We start from the raw sequence: 20,353 nt of genomic DNA, 5'->3' as shown, positions 1-20,353 counted from the left end.
CATGATGAAAATAGAAAAAATGGCTGTCATCGGCGCAGGAGTCATGGGATCGGCTATCGCGGCCCAGGCCGCCAACGCCGGCGTCCCGGTTTTGTTGCTGGACATCGTGCCCGAAGGCGCAACGGATCGGAACATGGTTGCCAAGAACGCCTTGAAGAAGCTTCAGGAAACCGATCCGCCCCCGTTGATGCACCGCAAGAATCTCGCGCGGATCACGCCCGGCAACATCGAGGACGATCTCGAAAAACTCGCCGAGGCCGATTGGATCATCGAGGCGGTAATCGAAAAACCGGACATCAAGCACAGGCTCTACCGCAACCTGGACAGTGTCCGCAAATCCGGTTCCGTCGTTTCCTCCAACACCTCCACCCTCCCACTCGCCGAGCTCACGCGGGACATGCCGGAGAATTTCCGGCGCGACTTCCTGATCACTCACTTCTTCAATCCGCCGCGCTACATGCGGCTGCTGGAAATCGTTTACGGCCCCGAAACCCGGCCCGATGCGCTAGCCGCGCTGGTCGACTTCGGCGACCGGCGGCTCGGCAAGAGCATCGTGCATTCCAACGATACGCCGGGCTTCATCGCCAACCGCATCGGCATCTTCTGGCTGCAGCTGGGGCTCCTGGAAGCCTTGCGCCTAGGGCTCACCGTCGAGGAAGCCGACACCGTCATCAGCCGTCCGTTCGGCATCCCGAAAACCGGCATATTCGGCCTGCTCGACCTGGTCGGTCTCGATCTCGTCCCCCACATCGTTCCCGGCATGGATCGGGCGCTTCCGCCGAACGATCCGTTCCACGCCATCAGCCAAGTGCCGGACCTGGTAACGCGGATGATCGCGGAAGGCTATACCGGACGCAAAGGCAAGGGCGGGTTTTATCGTTTGAACCGGAACCGCGGCGAGCGGATCAAGGAAGCGCTGGACCTTCAAACCGGCGCGTACCGGGTCAGCACCAAACCGGAACTCGCCAGCATCGCGGCGATGAAAGCGGGCGGCTTGGCCGGGCTGCTGCAATTCCACGACAAGACCGCCGAATACGCCCGGAGCGTCATGGCCCAGACCCTGGCTTACGCCGCCGAGGTGGCGCCGCACGTCGCCGACGATCTGGAATCGGTCGACCGCGCCATGCGGCTGGGCTACAACTGGCAGTACGGCCCGTTCGAACTGATCGACCGGATCGGCGACGAAAACCTGGTCCGGATGCTCGAAGCCATGGGCAAGCCCGTGCCAGATCTGCTCCGACACGACGGACCGCTTTACCAAGTCGTCGACGGGCGGCTGCACGGGCTTGCATTCACCGGCACGGGCGGGACCAAGCCCACTCTACGAGCGGTGAACCGGCCACCCGGCGTCTTGCTGCTGGCCGACGTCAAGCGGCGCAGCAAGCCTCTGACGAAGAATCCTTCGGCGAGCCTTTGGGACGTGGGCGACGGCGTCGTCTGCCTGGAATTCCAGAGCAAGATGAACACCTTCGATCCTCTGGTGCTCAAGCTGGTCCACAAGGCTGTCGACATCGTGCGGAGCGATTACCGCGCGCTGGTGATTTACAACGAAGCCGACAATTTCTCCGCCGGAGCCAATCTCGGGGTGCTGCTGTTCGGCGTCAACATCGCGCTGTGGCCGGAAGTGGAGAACATGGTCAAACAGGGCCAGGAGGCGTTCAAGGCACTCGAATACGCCCCCTTCCCCGTGGTCGGCGCGCCGTCGGGAATGGCCCTCGGCGGCGGATGCGAAATTCTGCTCCATTGCGATGCCGTCCAGGCTCATGCCGAATTGTACATGGGGCTGGTGGAAGCCGGCGTCGGCGTGATTCCCGGCTGGGGCGGCTGCAAGGAGATGCTGCTGCGCGCCTTCGCCGACAAGAAATCTCCCCAAGGCCCGATGGCGCCGGTCGCCCGCGTCTTCGAAACCGTCAGCGTCGCCACTGTGTCGAAATCGGCCCAGGAAGCGAAAGACCTTCTGTTCCTGCGCCCCACCGACGGCATCACCATGAACCGCGACCGGCTGCTGTTCGACGCCAAGGAAAAGGCGCTGGCGCTGAGCGAAAGCTACGCGCCGCCCGAGCCGCCGGTCTTTTATCTCCCAGGGCCTTCGGGCAAGGCCGCGCTGGACATGGCCATCGGCCAGTACCGGCGGCTCGGCAAGGCGACCGCCCACGACGCCGTGGTCGCAGGCGCTCTCGCCGATGTGCTCACGGGTGGCGATACCGACATCAGCAAACCCTTGTCCGAGGACGATCTCCTCGCATTGGAGCGGCGCGCCTTCATGGATCTGGTCAAGCGAAAAGAAACGATCGCCCGCATGGAACACATGCTGGAAACCGGCAAGCCTTTGAGGAACTAGCCATGGCCACCTACAAAGCACCCTTGCGCGACATGCGCTTCATCTACCACGAGTTCCTGGCCGACCAGCACTTGGAGGACATGCCCGGCATGGAGGACGTGCCGCCCGAGCTGGTGGATGCGGTCCTGGAGGAAATGGCCAAGGTGGCCGAAAACATTCTGTTCCCCCTCAACCGGAGCGGCGACGAGGAAGGCTGCCGGCTCGAGAACGGCGAGGTGCACACTCCGCGCGGCTTCAAGGACGCGTATCAGCGCTACCGGGAAGGCGGCTGGCCGGGGTTGACCAGCCGCCCCGAATACGGCGGGCAGGGACTTCCGGAAACGGTCTACGTGCTGACCTCGGAAATGATGTCGGCCAGCAATCTGTCCTTCGCCATCTACACCAAGCTGACCCACGGCGCCTATCAGCTGCTGCTCAAGACGGCCTCGGAGGAGATCAAGAATCTTTATCTTCCGAACATGGTGGAAGGACGCTGGACCGGCACCATGTGCCTGACCGAGCCGCAATGCGGCACCGATCTCGGCCTGCTCCGCACCAAGGCAGTTCCGCAACCGGACGGCACTTATCGGCTCACCGGCAACAAGATTTTCATTTCGGGCGGCGAGCAGGATCTCAGCGAAAACATCATCCAGATGGTCCTGGCGCGCGCACCCGACGCCCCGCCTGGGGTCAAGGGCATAAGCCTGTTTCTGGTGCCGAAGTTCCTGGTCAACCCGGACGGAAGCCTCGGACCTCGCAACCGCATCTTCTGCACGGCCATCGAGCACAAGATGGGCATCAAGGGCTCGAGCACGTGCAGCCTGAGCCTCGAAGACGCCGCCGGCTATCTGATCGGAGATCTCCATAAAGGACTCCGCGCCATGTTCGTGATGATGAACAGCGCCCGCCTCGAAGTCGGATTGCAGGGGCTGGGGCTCGGCGAAGTGGCCTATCAAAATGCCGCGGCCTATGCCAAGGAGCGCTTGCAAGGCCGCGCCCTGACCGGCCCGAAAAATCCCGACAAGCCGGCCGATCCGCTCATCGTCCATCCGGACGTGCGGCGCATGCTCTTGACCATGCGCGCCTATACCGAAGGGATGCGGGCGATGTCGGCCTGGGTTGGCGCTCAATTGGACAAGGAAAACCGGCACCCGGACCCCGGAATCCGCCAGCAGGCGGAGGACTTCGTCGCCCTGCTGACGCCCGTGGTGAAGGCCTTCTTCACGGATCTCGGGTTCGAAACCGCCAATCTGGCCATGCAGGTATACGGCGGGCACGGCTATATTCGAGAACACGGCATCGAACAGTTCGTGCGCGATGCGCGCATCGCCCAGATCTACGAGGGCGCCAACGGCATCCAGGCCCTGGATCTGGTCGGACGCAAGCTACCCGCGCACGCCGGACGGTATTTGCGCAGCTTCTTCCACCCAGTCCAGCGTTATCTCGACGAACGCGCCGGACAAGCTCAACTGGCCTTCGTCACCGAACCGCTGGCCAAAGCGTTCGGCCGGCTGCAACGCGCGACGGCCTTCATCGCCGAGCGCAGTCTCGCCGATCCCAACGAGGCCGGTGCCGCGGCCTACGACTACCTGCATCTGTTCGGCTTGACCACCATGGCCTATTGCTGGGCGCGCATGGCGGAAATCGCCCAGGAAAAAATCAAGGACGATACGACCGGCTTTTATCAGGCCAAGCTCGATACAGCCCGCTTCTTCATGGAGCGCATCTTGCCCAGAACCTCGGGGCTCTTTTCCGCCATTCTTTCCGGCAGCGGGAGCATCATGGATTTCAAGGACGAGGCGTTTTAGACCGAATCCGGAACCACTCCACGTCACTTTGACGATACAAACGCCCTGGAACTGTCTAAGAACGGTTACCCTTTGGACAGTTCTAAGGCGCATGAAACGTGAATCTTTTTCCGAAATCAGGGTGTTCTGTTATGCCGGCTATCGCGGCGACGAAGAACCGCGGCGGATGTTGATCGACGACCGCAAAGTCAAGGTGGAAATCCTCAACCGCTGGACCACGCCGGAGTACCGCTACTTCAAGGTGCTCGGCGACGATTGCCACATCTACACCATCCGCCAGAACGATCGCGACAGCCGGTGGGAACTGACTTTGCTGCACTAAGTAGAAAATGCTGCCGACAGCGCCACTGTTTGTAGATGGTGGGTTAGGCCGCGAGGCCGTAACCCGCCGAACCACCTTGAATCGGTGGGTTACGCTCCGCTAACCCACCCTACGATCAATGCTCTCGATCCGCGGCGGAGAATGGAACTCCTCAGAACTTGATGACTGCGTCGATAGCGAATAAAAGCTGATCGCTTTTCTTGCGCGCGTCGTAGTTGTCTATTCCGTCAGCCCAGTCGTATCGGACCTCAGGGCGAACAGCGACCCAGTCCAGCGGTTTCCAGTTCAAGCCAAGGGTAACGCCGTAATAGCTGGCGGGTCCGGAAGCAAGAACGGCGCAGCCGGGACACATTTGTGCAACCCGCACGCCGTCGTCATCGCGGAACCACTCGCCCCTCAATCCCACGCCCACGGTATCGGTGACATCGTAGATCAGCTGCTGCTGAATGCCGTACCACTGAGCGTCCTTGAAATTGTTCAAAGGATGCTGTTGCTCTATACCGTGATCGTGCTGGAAGACATAGTGCACGTGATCGGTGAAATTCTGTTTGAAAACGAAACTGTAGAAGGTGCGATTGTCCTTTTTGTCGATGCCCGTTTCCCGGCGAAAATCGTCGAGGTCGTTATCGGCGTTGACATCCCCGGTGATGATCGAGAGTCCGACCGACGTAGCCTTATCGTCGGTATTCCAGAAAACGCCGCCCAGAAAATTCCAGTTCTCCATATTCTTGTCGAAACCGTCCCAGCCCGCATTGCCGTCCAGCGATCCGCCGAACTGATTGTGTCCTCCGGTGACGGCCCCGAGGGTGACCAACAGATTGCTGACGACCGGGTAGGTGAACATGGCCCCGGTATGGGTAAAGGGTTCGCCGTACTGGAAGGTATACGGGTGGGAATAAAAGAAGTTGTCCGGAGACAGACCCGTTTCATAACCCATGATGGTATAGAAACGGCCCAGCCGTGCCGTGATTCCGTTGCCGAACGGTGCGAACACGTCGATATAAGCGTTGGGAAGCGCGATTTTGTAGAAACGCGTGTCGTCGCCGATCAAGTCGTTGTCCCAATGACCGTCGCCATAGGCGTTGATGGTGTTGGTCCGGGCGTCGGTACCGAACATGAAAGTCAGCTTTCCGCCCACGTCCCAATCGCCGCCCTCGACGTTCACGGTTCGGGACAAATCCACCACCAACTGATTGAGCTGAAACTCGCCGGCCCGATCGTTGAAGATCACGGGACCGTTGTAGTTGTCCGCCGGATCGTTGGCGTTGTAGGTAATACCCGCGTCTATCCAGCCGGTCAGGGTCAGCCCCAGGGATTTCATCCAGGCCGATTCGTTGATGACCTTTAATCCCCCCAATAAACCGGATGTCTCTTCTGCCCGGCTCGGGTCACCGATACTCATCAGCCCGCCCGCGATGAGTGCCAGATGACGCTTCGATTTGATGTTTTTCATGAGTTCAGGCTCCTGTGTTTCTTGCGCTTAAACAGCGGAGCCCTGTGAGTCGTCGAAAGACTACAAAAGCACAAAGCGCGCCATGCCTCTTAAAAAACAATAAGCAGCGTTGGTCTTCCCGGATCGGCTGAACGGACATCTGCTTCCGGCAGCAATAAAAGACTCTAGGCGATAGTCGAATCCGGTTTTTCTGCACCATTTCGGAGCACAAGACCGACCTCTCGCCCCGAAATCGGTCCAAATCGCGCGCAATTCAGTTCCGAATCTTGCCGAAGCCGCTGAATTCGAGGCTGGCACGCATCCTGCTCGGTCTCATCCGTAACGAGAGGTGCGCCATTCGGCGGCACCGTTCACAAATGGCGACTAGGGTTCCGGCCCCTCCGCTCGGGGGCGTCTGGTCCGAGAGTTTCCGGCCCCGTGGCTCGCGGGGTTACACGGCGGGATAAAAGCCCGGGAGGTCGTGACGGTTCGTAAGAACCGGTTCGCCCTCTCGCCGTGTAATTTCCGAAAAGGAGCCCCGTGATGTCGTCCCTATTCGCTCATGCCTTGCGCCGTTTTCTCGCTTTCCCGGCCTTGATCGGCCTTCTTCTGCTTCCCCTGCCGTCTCCCGCCGAGGTCAAGATCGGCGTCAGCGACTGGCCGGGCTGGGTCGCCTGGTACGTGGCCGAAAAAAACGGCTATTTCAAAAAGCACGGCGCCAAAGTCAAACTGGTTTGGTTCGCCAACTACACCGATTCCATTTCCGCGTTGTCGGCCGGCCAGCTGGACGGCAATTGCCAGACCTGGTCCGACACCATGGCCCCTTTGGCCAAGGGCATTCCGCTCAAGGCCATACTGGTCAACGACAACTCGGCCGGCAACGACGCTCTGATGGTCAGCCCCAAGATCAAGAGCTTCGCCGACCTCAAGGGCAAGAAGATCGCGCTGGAGCAGTTCAGCGTCTCCCATTTCCTGCTGGTGACCGCGCTGGCCAAGAACGGCATGACGCAGGCGGACGTCGAGATCGTCAACCTGTCCGCCGGCGACGCTGCGGCGGCCTTCCTGAGCGGTCGTGTCGACGCCACCGTGGTATGGAACCCCTGGGTCAACAAGATCGAGCTGTCGGGCAAGGGCAAGGCGCTGTTCAGCTCCAAGGACATCCCCGGACTGATTCCCGACCTCCTGGTCGTGCAGGAAAAATCCCTCGCCGTCCACCGCAAGGATTTCCTGGGCATGATCGAGGCCTGGTACGACGCCGAGAAGTTCATTCGCGAACACCCGGACCAGGCGGTCAAGATCATGTCCAAGGTCGTCGGCCTCAAGACCGACGAGTACAAGATTTTTCTGCCCGGCACCAAGTTCTTCGCCGAGGCCGATAACCTCGAAGCTTTCGGCCCGCCCGACCAATCCCGGTCGCTGCTGAACGTAGCGCCCGCCATTTCCGACTTCCTGCTCGACAACCGACTGATGGAAGGCACCGTGGATTTTGCCCAGGGCGTGGACGGCTCGCTGATAAAAGAAGTTGCGGACAAGAAATAGGCAGCGGCCCGCCTCCGCCGGGGAGGCTCCACATTTTCTTAACGGCTTCAATCGAGGAAAGAGAATGGCAGCTCAATGCGACAGCGGCATCCCGAACCCGCGCCAGCGATGGTGGGTGATACGGGGACAGATCGGCCGCCGCGAATATCTGGTTCTCGCGCTGCTGGGCCTCTTGGCGCCGCTGGCGGCCTGGTGGGGACTGGCCCATAGCGGCTGGGTGGACAAGGTGTTCATGCCGGCGCCGGAAGAAGTGGTTACCCGGATCTACGGCTGGTTCGCCGAGGACGACCTGCTGGGCGACATCTGGATCAGCGTCTACCGGGTGACCGCCGGCTTCGCCATCTCCGCCGTGCTGGCCTTGCCGCTGGCGCTGCTGATCGGCACTTATCGGCCGCTGCAGGCGCTGTTCGAACCGCTCACCGATTTCATCCGCTACATGCCCGCGGTGGCCTTCATTCCGCTGGTGATGCTGTGGGTCGGCATCGAGGAGAGCGCCAAGATCGCCATCATCTTCATCGGCACTTTTTTCCAGATGGTGCTGATGATGGCCGAAGACATCCGCCGCGTGCCCATGGCCCAGATCGAGGCGGCGCAGACCATGGGCGCGACGCGCGGCGAACTGACCCGGCTGGTGATACTGCCGTCCGCCAAACCGGCGCTGCTGGATACGCTGCGCGTCACCATGGGCTGGGCCTGGACCTACCTGGTCGTGGCCGAGCTGGTGGCGGCCAATTCAGGACTGGGCTTCGCCATTCTCAAGGCGCAGCGCTTCCTGCAAACCGACAAGATCTTTGCCGGCATTCTTCTGATCGGGCTGTTCGGGCTGCTGATGGACCAGTCGTTCCGCTGGCTGCACCGCAAGCGTTTCCCCTGGCTTTACTTCAAGTGATCAACATGACGGCCAAGATCGAAATCAGACGAGCCAACAAGCTGTTCGACACCGGGGGACGGCACATCGCCGCGCTCGAGAACGTCGACCTCGATATTCGCGCCAACCAATTCGTCACCCTGGTGGGCGCTTCGGGCTGCGGCAAATCCACCCTGCTGCGCAGCATCGGCGGCCTGGAGGACCTCAGCTCGGGCGAAATCCGGGTGGACGGCCGGCCGGTGTCCGGTCCCGGAGCCGAGCGCGCCATGGTGTTCCAGCATTACAGCCTGTACCCGTGGCTCACGGTGCGCGAAAACATCCGCTTCTGCCGCTCGCTCAAGATCAAGCGCGAAGAGATCACTTCGGCCGACGTGGAAATCGCTTCCGGGCGTACCGACGCCCTGATAGGGCTGATGGGGCTCGCCCCGGTCGAAAACGCCTATCCCAACCAGCTTTCCGGGGGCATGCAGCAGCGCGTGGCCATCGCCCGCGCACTGATGAACCGGCCCGACATCCTGTTGATGGACGAACCGTTCGGCGCGCTCGACGCGCAGACGCGCGAGGTGATGCACGATCTCATCCTGCATGTGTTCGCGCTGGAAAGGCCCACCATCGTGTTCGTCACCCATGACGTGGAAGAGGCGATCTATCTCGGCGACCGGGTGGTCCTGATGGCGCCCCGTCCCGGACGGATCGACTCGATCTACGAGGTTCCGCTGCCACCGGAACGCGAGCAGGACATGAAGCTATCTCCCGAATTCACCGAGCTGAAACGGGAAATCCTGTCCCGCATCCGCGCCACCTCGGGGATGCAAACCGATCGCGGAATGCTGGACAAGCTCACGGCCACCGCACAGCCGGGGGCTGCCGCATGACCACGACCGGTTCCGATGCGAGCTCTGCGGCCAAGAACGGCGGCGCTTCTTTTGTGTTCATTTTTCGATGATGAGAGGTCAAGCATGACGATCACCTTCACCCCTGACCGAATCCTCTGGGAGGAGACGGTTCCCGGCGGCAATCACTGGTCCGGCCTGCTGCGGCGCGGTTCGGCGCTGCGCCTCACCGACCTGGAGGGCGGCGCCAACGTCTCGGCGCTGTTCTACAACCAGGAGGAGAAGCTGGAACGCTACAACATGCCGGATACGCTAAAGGCCCAGCACACCGCCTTCCTCACCGCCGGCCACGTGTGCTACTCCGACATGGGCCGAGTGCTGTGCTCGATCATCCACGATTCGGTCGGCTGGCACGACACCGTGTGCGGCACCAGCGACAACGCATCGATTCTGGACAAATACGGCACCGCCACGTTTCAGACCCACCGCAACGACATGTACCGCAGCGGCCGGGACGGCCTCCTGATCGAACTCGGCAAATGGGGCCTGGGCAAGCGCGATCTGGCCGCCAACGTCAATTTCTTCAGCAAGGTGACGGCGGATGCGGACGGCGGACTTCGCTTCCATTCCGGGCACAGCCGGGCCGGCGACGTGGTCGATCTGCGCTTCGACATGAACGTGCTGGTGGTGTTTTCGACCGCACCGCACCCGCTGGACCCGAACCCGGAATACCGGCCGGCGGCGGTAAAGCTGACCGCCTGGCATGCGGGGCCCGCCGGTGAAAGCGACCTCTGCCGCACCTCGTGCGAACAGAACCGGCGCGGTTTCATCAATACCGAGCGTTTCTACGCCTGCTAGGAGGACACCCATGTTGATCGAAAGCACACTCGCTCCGGAAAACGCCGTTCTCGACGAAACCTGCCCGGTCGGAGAACCGTGGACGGGGTTGGTGAAGAAAGGCCAGATCTTTCGCATCCTCGACCTGGAGGGCAACCAGGCGGTGGATACCCTCTTCTACAGCGCCGATGATCGGGAAGAGCGCTACAGTGCGGTGGATACCATACGCCGCCAGGGCAATCTTTATCTCGGGGTCGGTTCGGTTTTGTATTCCAGCGAGGGGCGGCCCATGCTGACCATCGTCGCCGACACCTGCGGCCGCCACGACACGCTGGGCGGCGCCTGTGCCGCGGAGAGCAACACTGTGCGCTATGCTCTCGACAAGCGCCCCATGCACAGCTGCCGCGACAACTTCCTGCATGCTCTGGCCCACAGCGATCGCGCCCGTCAGCTCGTCATGACCAAGCGCGACATCACCGCCAACATCAATTTCTTCATGAACGTGCCGGTAACTCCCGAAGGCGGCCTGAGCTTCGCGGACGGCATTTCGGCACCCGGCAAATATGTCGAGCTGCGCGCCGAGATGGACGTGATGGTGCTGATTTCCAACTGTCCGCAACTCAACAACCCGTGCAACGCCTACAACCCGACACCGATCCGGCTGCTGGTGTGGAACGGATGAGCGACCTCGCCGGGACGTTTCCCATGTTGCCGAAGCACCGCGCCAGCCACGAGGCAGCCAGCCTCAGGGCATGCCATCAACCGTGATCCGATTCGCCGCGGGACGACCCGTGGCTCGCGAAAACGGCGGGACGACCCGCCCCATCCTGAAAGAGCAAGAACACCGATGTTCGACAAGGTATTGATCGCCAATCGCGGCGAGATCGCCTGCCGTATTCAACGTACCCTGCGCCGCTTGGGAATCCGCAGCGTGGCGGTTTATTCGGAGGCCGACGCCCACGCCCGTCACGTGGAAGAAGCCGATGAAGCCGTCTGCATCGGCCCGCCGCCCGCCGCCGAGAGTTATCTCCGCATCGACCGCATCCTCGATGCGGCGCGAAGCAGCGGCGCGGAGGCCATCCATCCCGGTTACGGCTTCTTGAGCGAAAACGCCGCTTTCGCCGAGGCATGCGCCGAACGCGGGCTCGCCTTCATCGGCCCGACGCCTGAGCAAATCCGAAGATTCGGACTCAAGCACACGGCGCGCGAAATCGCCGAGGCGAACGGCGTTCCGCTGCTGCCCGGAACCGGACTCCTGTCCGATGTGCGGCACGCTCTGGCCGAGACTCAACGCATCGGCTTTCCGGTGATGCTGAAAAGCACCGCGGGCGGCGGAGGGATTGGCATGCGATTGTGCCGGAGCGAATCCGAACTCGTGGATGCCTACGACTCGGTTCAGCGCCTCGGCGCCGCCAATTTCAAGGACACCGGGCTCTATCTGGAAAAATTCGTCGAACGCGCCCGCCATATCGAAGTGCAAATTTTCGGCGATGGACAAGGGGGCGTTCTGCATCTCGGCGAACGGGACTGCTCGCTGCAACGCCGCAACCAGAAGGTGGTCGAGGAAACGCCGGCGCCGGGTTTGAGTCCCGAGGTGCGGGAACGGCTTTATGCGCATGCCCTGGCCATGGGGCGCGCCGTGAATTACCGCTCGGCGGGCACGGTGGAATTCGTATACGACGCGGCGACGGGCCAATTCTATTTCCTCGAGGTCAATACCCGCCTGCAGGTGGAGCACGGCGTCACCGAAGCGGTCGCCGGTGTCGATCTGGTGGAATGGATGATTCGACTGGCCGCGGGCGAACGGGCGTTTTTCGAGCGCTATCGGCACCGGCCCGAAGGCTCGTCGATACAGGTTCGGATTTATGCCGAGGACCCCGGCAAGAATTTTCAGCCGTCTTCCGGGCTCCTCACCGAAGTATCGTTTCCGGAAGGCGTGCGGACGGATCACTGGTTAACACGCGGACTCGAGGTGCCCGCGTTCTACGATCCCCTGCTGGCCAAGCTGATCGTGCACGCCGCCGATCGCGACCGCACCATCGCAATCTTAAAACAAGCCTTGGCCGAAACCCGGCTCGCCGGGATCGAAACCAACCTCGATTATCTTCGCCAGATCGCGGACGACCGGGTATTCCGGGAAGGCAGCCAGACCACGGGTTATCTCGCCGGTTTCGAATATCGCCGGCGCACGCTCGAAGTGCTGGAACCGGGTACCCAAAGCATGATACAGGACTATCCTGGCCGGCTCGGTTACTGGGACGTCGGGGTGCCGCCGTCGGGCCCCATGGACGCCCTCGCCTTCCGAATCGCCAATCGGCTGGTCGGGAACGCCGAAGGAACGGCGGCGCTCGAATTGACCGTCACCGGGCCGACCCTGCGGTTCAACTGCGACGTGCTGATATCGCTGTGCGGCGCCGCGATGCGCGCAGAACTGGATGGCGAACCGCTGCCCCTGTGGACCGCGCATTCGGTCAGAGCGGGGCAAGTCCTCCATATCGGCCCGGTCGACGGCCACGGCTGCCGCGCCTATCTCGCGGTCGCCGGAGGCTTCGACCTGCCCGATTATCTGGGCTCCAAATCGACCTTCACGCTTGGATGCTTCGGCGGCCATGCCGGACGCGCACTCCGCACCGGCGATGTGCTGCATCTAGAAAAGCCGGCCGCAACGACGCAGACGGGCATTCGGCCGCCGACGGACCTGATCCCGAGTTATACCGACGCCTGGGAAATCGGTGTGCTTTACGGGCCCCACGGCGCACCGGATTTCTTTACCCATCGCGACATCAAAACCTTCTTCGCCACGGATTGGGAGGTACACTACAACTCCAGCCGCACCGGAATCCGTCTGATCGGCCCAAAACCCGAATGGGCCCGGCAGGACGGCGGCGAAGCGGGGCTGCATCCGTCGAACATTCACGACAACGCTTACGCCGTCGGCGCCGTCGACTTTACCGGCGACATGCCGGTCATCCTGGGCCCCGACGGCCCCAGCCTCGGCGGCTTCGTTTGTCCGGTCACGATCGTCCAGGCCGAGCTGTGGAAGCTGGGGCAACTCCGCCCCGGCAATACGGTGCGCTTCCGGCCGGTCACCCCGGACCAGGCCCGCGCACTGGCGGACGAGATCGACGCTTCCCTGTCCCGCATCGGCGACGGCGGCACTGTTACGCGGGCGGAACCGCGAAGACAGACGACACTTCACGGGGACAATCCGCGCGCACTCTGCAGCCCGGTGCTTTACGAAAGGTCCGGCGAGGACTCCTGTCCCACGGCGGTCTATCGCCGGTCCGGCGATTGCAACCTGCTCATCGAATACGGTCCGCCGGTTCTCGACTTGAATCTCCGGTTCCGGGTTCACGCCCTGATGGAGTGGCTGAAGGAGCGGAGCATCGCCGGCATCGTCGACCTCACACCGGGCATCCGCTCGCTCCAGGTCCATTTCGATGATCGCGCGATCCCGCAGGAACGGCTGCTCGATGTGCTCATAGCCGCGGAGAGCGAATTGCCGGCCATAGACGACATGGAAACGCCGACCCGCATCGTCCATTTGCCGCTCTCCTGGGACGATCCGTCCACTGAGCTCGCCGTCGAAAAGTACATGCAATCGGTGCGCAAGGATGCGCCCTGGTGCCCCAGCAACATCGAATTCATCCGCCGCATCAACGGCCTCGACAGCATCGACGAGGTCAAGCGGATCGTGTTCGACGCCAGCTATCTGGTCCTGGGACTGGGCGACGTTTATCTGGGCGCGCCGGTGGCGACGCCGGTCGACCCGCGCCACAGGCTGGTGACGACCAAGTACAACCCGGCCCGCACCTGGACGCCGGAAAACGCGGTCGGCATCGGCGGAGCCTACCTGTGCGTGTACGGCATGGAAGGTCCGGGCGGTTACCAGTTCGTGGGGCGCACCGTGCAAATGTGGAACCGCTATCGTCAAACCGCCGATTTCCGGGACGGCAAACCCTGGCTGCTGCGCTTCTTCGATCAGATCCGCTTCTTCCCGGTCACGGCGGACGAACTGACGCGCTACCGCGAGGATTTCATCCGGGGACGCCTGAAGCTGGACATCCGCGAAGAAACCTTCAGCCTCACGGAGTACAACCGGTTTCTGGAGACCCATCGGGAGGAAATCGCCGCATTCAAGGCGAAACAGCAGGCGGCATTCGAGGCGGAACGGGAACGCTGGGCCGGTTCGGAACGGAGTTTTGCCGACGATCATGCCGTGGCCGAAGCGGCGGCGGATACCGAACTCGATCTTCCGCCCGACGCCCGGGCCGTCGCGTCCCATGTGGCCGGCAGCGTCTGGAAAATCGCGGTGGGGACGGGCGACCGGGTGGAGGCCGGCGATCTCCTGGTGATCGTCGAATCCATGAAAACCGAGATTCACATTCACGCCCCGGCCGCCGGCACCGTCTGGGGCGTTTTCTGCACCGAAGGCGGCCCGGTGGCCGCCGGGCAAGACCTGCTCGTGCTGCAAACGGAGGATAAGCAATGACCGATAATTTTCCGGCGAGTCTCGATATCGAAACCTTGTCGGCGGCCTACCGCCAGCGCCGTATCACGCCGGTCCGATTGATCGAAGGCCTGCTCGCCCGGATGGACGCCGAACACGGGCAGCCCGTCTGGATCTACCGTCTGCCGGCGGATGAAGTCCTGCGATATGCCCATGCGCTGGAGCAGCGCTCGCCGGCCGAATTGCCCCTGTACGGCATTCCCTTCGCCATCAAGGACAACATCGACCTGGCGGGAACCCCGACCACCGCCGCCTGCCCCGCCTACGCCTACCGTCCGGAGCAATCGGCCTTCGCCGTCCGGAAGCTGATCGAGGCGGGCGCGATTCCCATCGGCAAGACCAACCTGGACCAGTTCGCGACCGGCCTCACCGGCACTCGTTCGCCCTATGGCGCCTGCCCGAACGCCTTCGATCCGGACTATATCTCGGGAGGCTCGAGTTCGGGCTCGGCGGTGGCCGTGGCCAAGGGATGGGTGAGCTTCGCCCTGGGTACCGATACCGCCGGGTCCGGGCGGGTGCCGGCGGCATTCAACAATCTCGTCGGGCTCAAACCAACGCCCGGCCTCATCAGTACCTCGGGCGTCGTGCCGGCCTGCCGTTCGCTGGATTGCATCTCCATATTCGCCTTGACGGCAGGCGATGCGCGGCGGGTGTTCCGGGTGGCGGCGACATTCGACCCGTCCGATCCTTACGCCCGAAGCGATCGAACGGCACGGCCGCAGTTTGCCGAGCGCTTCCGTTTCGGAGTGCCGCGGCCCGATCAACTCGAATTCTTCGGCGACAAGGACGCTGAGCGGCTGTTCGCGGCCGCCGCGGAACGGCTGGAAGCCCTTGGAGGACAAAGAGCCGAGATCGATTTTGCCCCGTTTCTCGAAGCGGCCCGCCTGTTGTACGAAGGTCCCTGGGTCGCGGAGCGCTATCTGGCCATACGCGATCTGCTGGAAAGAGACACGGATGCCGTCTACCCGGTCACACGCACGATCATCGAGCGCGGCAAGCACTACTCGGCGAGCGATACCTTCGCCGCCTTCCATCGCCTCATGGCCCTAAAGCGGGCCGCGGAGGAGGTTTGGACGCAAGCGGACATCATCCTGACGCCGACCACGGGAACGATCTACCGGACTGCCGAGGTCGAGGCCGATCCCGTTCGGCTCAACAGCAATCTCGGCTATTACACCAACTTCATGAACCTCCTGGGCCTCGCCGCCGTCGCCGTGCCGGCCGGGTTCAAGCCGGGCGGCCTGCCGTTCGGCGTCACGCTGTTCGCTCCGGCCGGCAGCGATCACGCCCTTCTGAATCTGGCCGAACGGCTGCATTACGCCGCTGGACTGCCGATGGGCGCCACCGGCCAGCCCTTGCCGGCGCCTTCTTCTCAACCCGAGCGGGAAAAACCGGGCCATGTCCGGATCGCCGTCTGCGGCGCCCATTTGTCCGGGCTCCCGCTCAACGGACAACTGAGCCGCCGGGGCGGGCAGCTAGTCAAAAGCGCCCGCACGGCAAGCAGCTATCGCCTCTACGCCCTTCCGGACGGCAAGCGTCCCGGGCTGCTGCGGCAAGCGCCCGGTGCCGCCATCGAAGTCGAGGTCTGGGAGCTGCCGGTGGCGGAATTCGGTGGCTTTGTCGCGGAAATCCCGGCCCCCTTAGGGATAGGCTCTCTGGAACTCGCGGACGGCGAATGCGTGCAAGGCTTCCTCTGCGAAGCCTATGCGGTGGCAGACGCGCTTGACATCACCGGGCACGGCGGGTGGAAAAGCTACTTGAGAAGTCGTGACCCGGCTTAGGCACGAGCCAAACGGGCTCCTATTGTTTTCTTACCGCAGTTTCAACAACGACGACTTGCTCCCAATGCATGCGGCATAACGCTGCCGGTGCCCCATTCGGCAAACATCAAGCGAACCCTGCATCGCCCTTTAAATCTAAGTTGCAGCTTGATGCGTCAAGAGTTCTTCATTAGCGTTTTACGCACATGCTTTGAAGATCGGGAGTCAACCGCTGCCATTCTTTGCCGGAGGAGGTCGTCATGATGTCTATCGCTTTCCGCGTCATCGCGGCACTCGTTGTCGTTGGAATTTCCACGGGCGATTCAAATGCCGAACCGAAAGAGCTTTTCCAACCGGACGTGGAGGATTGCCGATTTATCGCCAATGTAAAAGGCACTTCGGGATACGGAAAGGACATGAATTGGCGGCAAGCGGCAAAGGTTCGGGCCTTGAAGAAGGCCGACGGGATCAGCGCCACACATGTGGTCTGGAAAAGCTTCAAGGAGCTCGGAGTGCTCAATGGCGTAGCCGATGGCGCTGCTTATCGGTGTGATTAGCAATCGATCGGCAATTCTTGCACTGAAACCGATATGAGGAACGACGGAAGAATCAATGCCGGCAAGAAAGGACAGGTAACACAGACATTTTTTCCTTGCGCGCTGTAATCAAGCATCCGCACCAACCGATAGATTTCAAGGAGATCGGATCAGCGCCGCCGTGAACAGCATATTTCTGCCGTACGAGAAACCGCCGAGTTCTCAAGGTCGAATCGGCGAAACTCAGGTCCATTTTGAGAACATAAGCTAACTTGAACTCACCCCTCCTACTCCCCTACACTCGAACTCAACCCCCAAATCGCGAGAGTGAGGACGGATATGAACGCATACTCGACCGAAGACATCAGGACTATCGCACTGGTCGGACACGCGGGCGCGGGAAAGACGACGCTGGTCGAAGCACTGCTCTACAAGACGGGAATGATCAATACGCCGGGCAGTGTGGAGAAAGGAACCACTGTTTGCGACTACGATCCGCTCGAAAAAGCCCATCAGCATTCCCAGAAACTCGCCGTCACCCACATCGACCACAAAGCTACCCGCATTCACCTTTTGGATACTCCGGGATATCCCGATTTCATGGGCCAAGCCTTGTGCGCGCTGGATGCGGTCGAAACCGCGGCCGTGGTCATCAACGCCGCCAACGGCATCGAATTCACCACCGGCCGGATGATGCAATGGGCCCAGGCAAGAGGATTGTGTCGAATGATCGTCGTAAACAAAATCGACGGCGACAATCTGAACCTGCCGGAACTCGTAAATGAGATTCGCGATGCCTTCGGCAAGGAATGCCTCCCGATCAACTTGCCTGCCGACAAAGGTACACGGGTCATCGATTGCTTCTTCAACGGGGACGGCAGGACCGATTTTTCGTCACCGACCGAAGCCCATCGCGCGCTGATCGATCAGGTGGTGGAAGTCGATGAAGAGCTCATGACGCAATACCTCGAACAGGGGGAGATCGCTCCCGAAACCTTGCACGCCCCTTTCGAAGAGGCGCTACGCAACGGCCACCTGGTTCCCATTTGTTTCGTTTCCGCCCGCACCGGCGTCGGTGTTCCGGAATTGGCGGACGCATTCGTAAAACTGCTGCCGAATCCCAAGGAAGGCAACCCGCCCCTGTTCGAACGCTGGCCATCCAGCACCGAGCGCAAGAACGCCGTGCCGTTCCGGTCGGAACCCGATGCGTCCAAGCATGCGCTGGTTCATGTATTCAAGGTGGAAATGGATCCGTATGTCGGCAAGATCTCGGTATTCCGCATCCATCAAGGCACCGTCGTCCCCGATACGCAACTGTTCATCGGCGAGTCCCGCAAGCCCTTCAAAGCAGGGCATCTGTTCATGCTCCAGGGCAAGCAGCACGTTCCCGCGATGCGGTGCATACCGGGCGACATTTGCGCCGTGGCCAAGGTGGATGAAATCGAGTTCGATGCGGTGCTGCACGATGCGCCCGAGGACGACCATATCCACTTGAAACCTCTCGACTTTCCCCATGCAGTGTTTGGTCTGGCGATCACTCCGAAGCGCCGGGGCGACGAACACAAGTTATCCGAGGTCCTGCACAAGCTTGAAGCGGAAGATCCCGCCCTGGACGTGGAATACGATGCCACGACTCATGAGGAAGTGATGCACGGTCTGGGCGAACTCCACTTGCAAAGGGTGCTGGAAAAAATGCAACAGCAGTACAAGCTGGAAGTGGACACTCATCCGCCCAAAATTCCTTACCGCGAAACGATCACCTCGCCGGCCGAGGGGCACCACCGACACAAGAAACAAACCGGCGGCGCCGGCCAATTCGGCGAAGTTTTCCTGCGTATCGAACCGCTGCCGAGGGGGGCGGGTTTCGAGTTCGTCGACGAGGTCAAAGGCGGCGCGATTCCCGGACAATTTATCCCGGCGGTCGAAAAAGGCGTGCGACAAGCATTGGAAACCGGCGCCGTGGCGGGCTACCCGATACAGGATGTCCGCGTCGTGGTTTACGACGGCAAGGCGCACCCGGTGGACAGCAAGGAAGTGGCGTTCGTCGCGGCCGGCAAGAAGGCCTTCCAGGATGCCGTGGCGAAAGCGCGACCCATCGTGCTGGAACCGGTGGTCAACGTGGAAATCAGTATTCCGGAATCGACGATCGGCGATGTCACCGGAGATCTCTCGTCGCGACGCGGCCAGGTTACCGGCACGGCGCCATCGCGAAGCGGGATGACGACGGTCGCCGCCCGCGCGCCTCTGGCCGAACTGAGCAGCTATCATTCACGGCTCAAATCGCTTACGGCCGGCCAGGGTTCCTATACGCTGGAATTCAGCCACTATGAACCGGTATCGCCGCAGATTCAGCAACAGCTCATGGGGCAATACAAGCCTCGTCCGGAAGACTGAGAACCCTTGACCTACCGAGACAAGCCGCGTCACCGCCAGCCGGAATAGGACAGCAGACGCAAGAAACGCGGAAACTCGACGCCCATGAGCAACTCCATTGTCTTCGCCTGCTGCTTCAGATCGGCGATCTCGGCGTGTTCGAGTCGCTCTCCGAAACCGAATCCGATCACATTGCCCCGGCCGGGAACCTGCAGGCGCATCGTGCGTCTTTCGAAATAAAGATTGAGCAGTCCCATGGACTGCCGCAGCGACTGGGTCTCCGTTCCCCACAGATTTATGGCGAGAATGCCCTCCGGGTGCAAAAGCCGGCGGCTTGCCGAAAAGAAATCCTGTTGATTTACGGCCTCCGCAAGGCCTTGATGATCGAAGACATCCACCAGAATATGATCGTACTCCGCCTCCCGACGGTCGGCTTCGGCACAGACGAATTCGTTTCCGTCCGAAACATGAACGGTGAGTCGCGCATGCTTCGGAAGACCGAAATATTCGTAAGCGATCTCGGCGACCGCCGGTCGGCACTCGACTGCATCGATTCGGCATTCGGGGAAGTGATTGAACAGGAATCTCGCGAGCGTACCGCCCCCCAATCCCAGCAGAAGAATTTTGCGCGGCTCGGGTTTGAACAGAAGTCCCGCGAGCATCGCCCTCGCATAAGAAAGCTCCAATTTATCGGGTTCGGCGAGCGACATGGCGCTCTGTTTGGGATGGGTGCCGAAATGAAGAGAGCGAACGCCGCAGGTTTCGACAACCTCGATGAGGCCCATTTCATCTCTGCAGCAATGGACAAGGGTACCGCCGTACTTCCGCATCGCAATGACTTCAGACCGAGCCAAATTCCAGTGGAAACGCGAGGCATGTCCGATCGGGCGGAACAGGTATGGTGCGCGTTTTCCCGCACAGGATTGAGGCAGATGCCCCGAATCCGATTGCAACCCCACAGACGAAACGAGCATATCGTTGTTTTAACTGATTTTTCAATCGTGGCACGCCCATTGCGTTAACATCTTTGCATAACCTCTTCTTTCGGACACCAGGGGACAGCTGACATATTCTCCATAACTGCCTACTGTATCCCTCCGTTAACCGCAAAAGCCATTTCCCCCTGTTACTCTGGTGTCCTTCTTTTTTGACGAACGGCCGATTCAGGCAGTGCCAGCGGGCACCGTCGCAATAGTGATGCTATCGGTCATTCGG

At 61.4% G+C, this 20,353-nt stretch carries 14 protein-coding genes and 1 riboswitch; of the genes, 12 read left to right on the top strand and 2 right to left on the bottom strand.

The features are described from left to right. Position 1: 1 nt before the first annotated feature. The 3 genes from B2A78_RS14850 to B2A78_RS14840 all read left to right on the top strand — a co-directional run bounded on the left by B2A78_RS14850 (position 2) and on the right by B2A78_RS14840 (position 4,450). A complete protein-coding gene (locus B2A78_RS14850; RefSeq protein ID WP_240502541.1) occupies positions 2-2,341 on the top strand; it encodes a 3-hydroxyacyl-CoA dehydrogenase/enoyl-CoA hydratase family protein in 2,340 nt (779 codons plus the stop codon). Positions 2,342-2,343: 2 nt separating this feature from the next. After that, positions 2,344-4,128: an acyl-CoA dehydrogenase C-terminal domain-containing protein gene (locus tag B2A78_RS14845; protein WP_077730783.1), complete on the top strand. Its 1,785-nt coding sequence runs from the start codon at positions 2,344-2,346 to the stop codon at positions 4,126-4,128. Between the two features lie 91 nt (positions 4,129-4,219). Continuing rightward, positions 4,220-4,450 carry a hypothetical protein gene (locus B2A78_RS14840; protein WP_077730782.1) on the top strand — a complete coding sequence of 77 codons (231 nt, stop codon included), beginning with the start codon at positions 4,220-4,222 and terminating at the stop codon, positions 4,448-4,450. 151 nt (positions 4,451-4,601) lie between these two features. Here the strand turns inward: B2A78_RS14840 and B2A78_RS14835 are convergent, their stop codons facing one another. After that, a complete protein-coding gene (locus B2A78_RS14835; RefSeq protein ID WP_077730781.1) occupies positions 4,602-5,903 on the bottom strand; it encodes a porin in 1,302 nt (433 codons plus the stop codon). 352 nt (positions 5,904-6,255) lie between these two features. Continuing rightward, positions 6,256-6,362: riboswitch (guanidine-I (ykkC/yxkD leader) on the top strand. Positions 6,363-6,425: 63 nt separating this feature from the next. Between B2A78_RS14835 and B2A78_RS14830 the strand changes: the two genes are divergently transcribed. The 9 genes from B2A78_RS14830 to fusA all read left to right on the top strand — a co-directional run bounded on the left by B2A78_RS14830 (position 6,426) and on the right by fusA (position 19,159). Next, positions 6,426-7,421, top strand: a complete 996-nt coding sequence (locus tag B2A78_RS14830; protein WP_077730780.1) for an ABC transporter substrate-binding protein — start codon at positions 6,426-6,428, stop codon at positions 7,419-7,421. A gap of 64 nt (positions 7,422-7,485) precedes the next feature. After that, positions 7,486-8,310 carry an ABC transporter permease gene (locus B2A78_RS14825; RefSeq protein WP_077730779.1) on the top strand — a complete coding sequence of 275 codons (825 nt, stop codon included), beginning with the start codon at positions 7,486-7,488 and terminating at the stop codon, positions 8,308-8,310. 5 nt (positions 8,311-8,315) lie between these two features. Then, the gene (locus B2A78_RS14820) at positions 8,316-9,164 is read left to right on the top strand and encodes an ABC transporter ATP-binding protein (protein WP_077730797.1); all 849 of its coding nucleotides are present in this window, start codon (positions 8,316-8,318) and stop codon (positions 9,162-9,164) included. A gap of 84 nt (positions 9,165-9,248) precedes the next feature. Next, positions 9,249-9,980 (top strand): urea amidolyase associated protein UAAP1, encoded by a 732-nt coding sequence (locus B2A78_RS14815; RefSeq protein ID WP_077730778.1) that lies wholly within the window; start codon positions 9,249-9,251, stop codon positions 9,978-9,980. A gap of 10 nt (positions 9,981-9,990) precedes the next feature. After that, the gene (locus B2A78_RS14810; RefSeq protein WP_077730777.1) at positions 9,991-10,641 is read left to right on the top strand and encodes an urea amidolyase associated protein UAAP2; all 651 of its coding nucleotides are present in this window, start codon (positions 9,991-9,993) and stop codon (positions 10,639-10,641) included. 165 nt (positions 10,642-10,806) lie between these two features. Further along, positions 10,807-14,451 carry an urea carboxylase gene (uca, locus tag B2A78_RS14805; RefSeq protein WP_077730776.1) on the top strand — a complete coding sequence of 1,215 codons (3,645 nt, stop codon included), beginning with the start codon at positions 10,807-10,809 and terminating at the stop codon, positions 14,449-14,451. Next, on the top strand, positions 14,448-16,250 hold the full coding sequence (atzF, locus tag B2A78_RS14800) for an allophanate hydrolase (RefSeq protein WP_077730775.1): 1,803 nt from the start codon (positions 14,448-14,450) through the stop codon (positions 16,248-16,250). The genes uca and atzF overlap by 4 nt, the downstream gene beginning before the upstream one ends. A 239-nt stretch (positions 16,251-16,489) precedes the next feature. Further along, positions 16,490-16,786 carry a hypothetical protein gene (locus B2A78_RS14795; protein ID WP_077730774.1) on the top strand — a complete coding sequence of 99 codons (297 nt, stop codon included), beginning with the start codon at positions 16,490-16,492 and terminating at the stop codon, positions 16,784-16,786. 318 nt (positions 16,787-17,104) lie between these two features. Next, the gene (gene fusA / locus B2A78_RS14790) at positions 17,105-19,159 is read left to right on the top strand and encodes an elongation factor G (protein ID WP_077730773.1); all 2,055 of its coding nucleotides are present in this window, start codon (positions 17,105-17,107) and stop codon (positions 19,157-19,159) included. A gap of 29 nt (positions 19,160-19,188) precedes the next feature. Here fusA and B2A78_RS14785 read toward each other — a convergent pair whose 3' ends face one another. Then, positions 19,189-19,923, bottom strand: coding sequence for a hypothetical protein (locus B2A78_RS14785; RefSeq protein WP_240502540.1), 735 nt, complete (start codon positions 19,921-19,923; stop codon positions 19,189-19,191). Positions 19,924-20,353: the final 430 nt, after the last annotated feature.

This window comes from Methylocaldum sp. 14B (assembly GCF_002005105.1).
Taxonomy (GTDB): Bacteria; Pseudomonadota; Gammaproteobacteria; order Methylococcales; family Methylococcaceae; genus Methylocaldum.
Note: the sequence above shows the minus strand (reverse complement) of the source record. Positions and strands in the feature narration are given on the sequence as shown.

Excerpts from the sequence above, each read along its gene's own strand:
- B2A78_RS14850 (WP_240502541.1), top strand. The coding sequence starts at position 2 with ATGATGAAAATAGAAAAAATGGCTGTCATCGGCGCAGGAGTCATGGGA.
- B2A78_RS14785 (WP_240502540.1), bottom strand. The coding sequence starts at position 19,923 with ATGGGCCTCATCGAGGTTGTCGAAACCTGCGGCGTTCGCTCTCTTCAT.
- B2A78_RS14825 (WP_077730779.1), top strand. The coding sequence starts at position 7,486 with ATGGCAGCTCAATGCGACAGCGGCATCCCGAACCCGCGCCAGCGATGG.
- uca (WP_077730776.1), top strand. The coding sequence starts at position 10,807 with ATGTTCGACAAGGTATTGATCGCCAATCGCGGCGAGATCGCCTGCCGT.
- B2A78_RS14815 (WP_077730778.1), top strand. The coding sequence starts at position 9,249 with ATGACGATCACCTTCACCCCTGACCGAATCCTCTGGGAGGAGACGGTT.
- B2A78_RS14835 (WP_077730781.1), bottom strand. The coding sequence starts at position 5,903 with ATGAAAAACATCAAATCGAAGCGTCATCTGGCACTCATCGCGGGCGGG.
- B2A78_RS14845 (WP_077730783.1), top strand. The coding sequence starts at position 2,344 with ATGGCCACCTACAAAGCACCCTTGCGCGACATGCGCTTCATCTACCAC.
- B2A78_RS14830 (WP_077730780.1), top strand. The coding sequence starts at position 6,426 with ATGTCGTCCCTATTCGCTCATGCCTTGCGCCGTTTTCTCGCTTTCCCG.
- B2A78_RS14795 (WP_077730774.1), top strand. The coding sequence starts at position 16,490 with ATGATGTCTATCGCTTTCCGCGTCATCGCGGCACTCGTTGTCGTTGGA.
- B2A78_RS14840 (WP_077730782.1), top strand. The coding sequence starts at position 4,220 with ATGAAACGTGAATCTTTTTCCGAAATCAGGGTGTTCTGTTATGCCGGC.
- fusA (WP_077730773.1), top strand. The coding sequence starts at position 17,105 with ATGAACGCATACTCGACCGAAGACATCAGGACTATCGCACTGGTCGGA.
- atzF (WP_077730775.1), top strand. The coding sequence starts at position 14,448 with ATGACCGATAATTTTCCGGCGAGTCTCGATATCGAAACCTTGTCGGCG.
- B2A78_RS14810 (WP_077730777.1), top strand. The coding sequence starts at position 9,991 with ATGTTGATCGAAAGCACACTCGCTCCGGAAAACGCCGTTCTCGACGAA.
- B2A78_RS14820 (WP_077730797.1), top strand. The coding sequence starts at position 8,316 with ATGACGGCCAAGATCGAAATCAGACGAGCCAACAAGCTGTTCGACACC.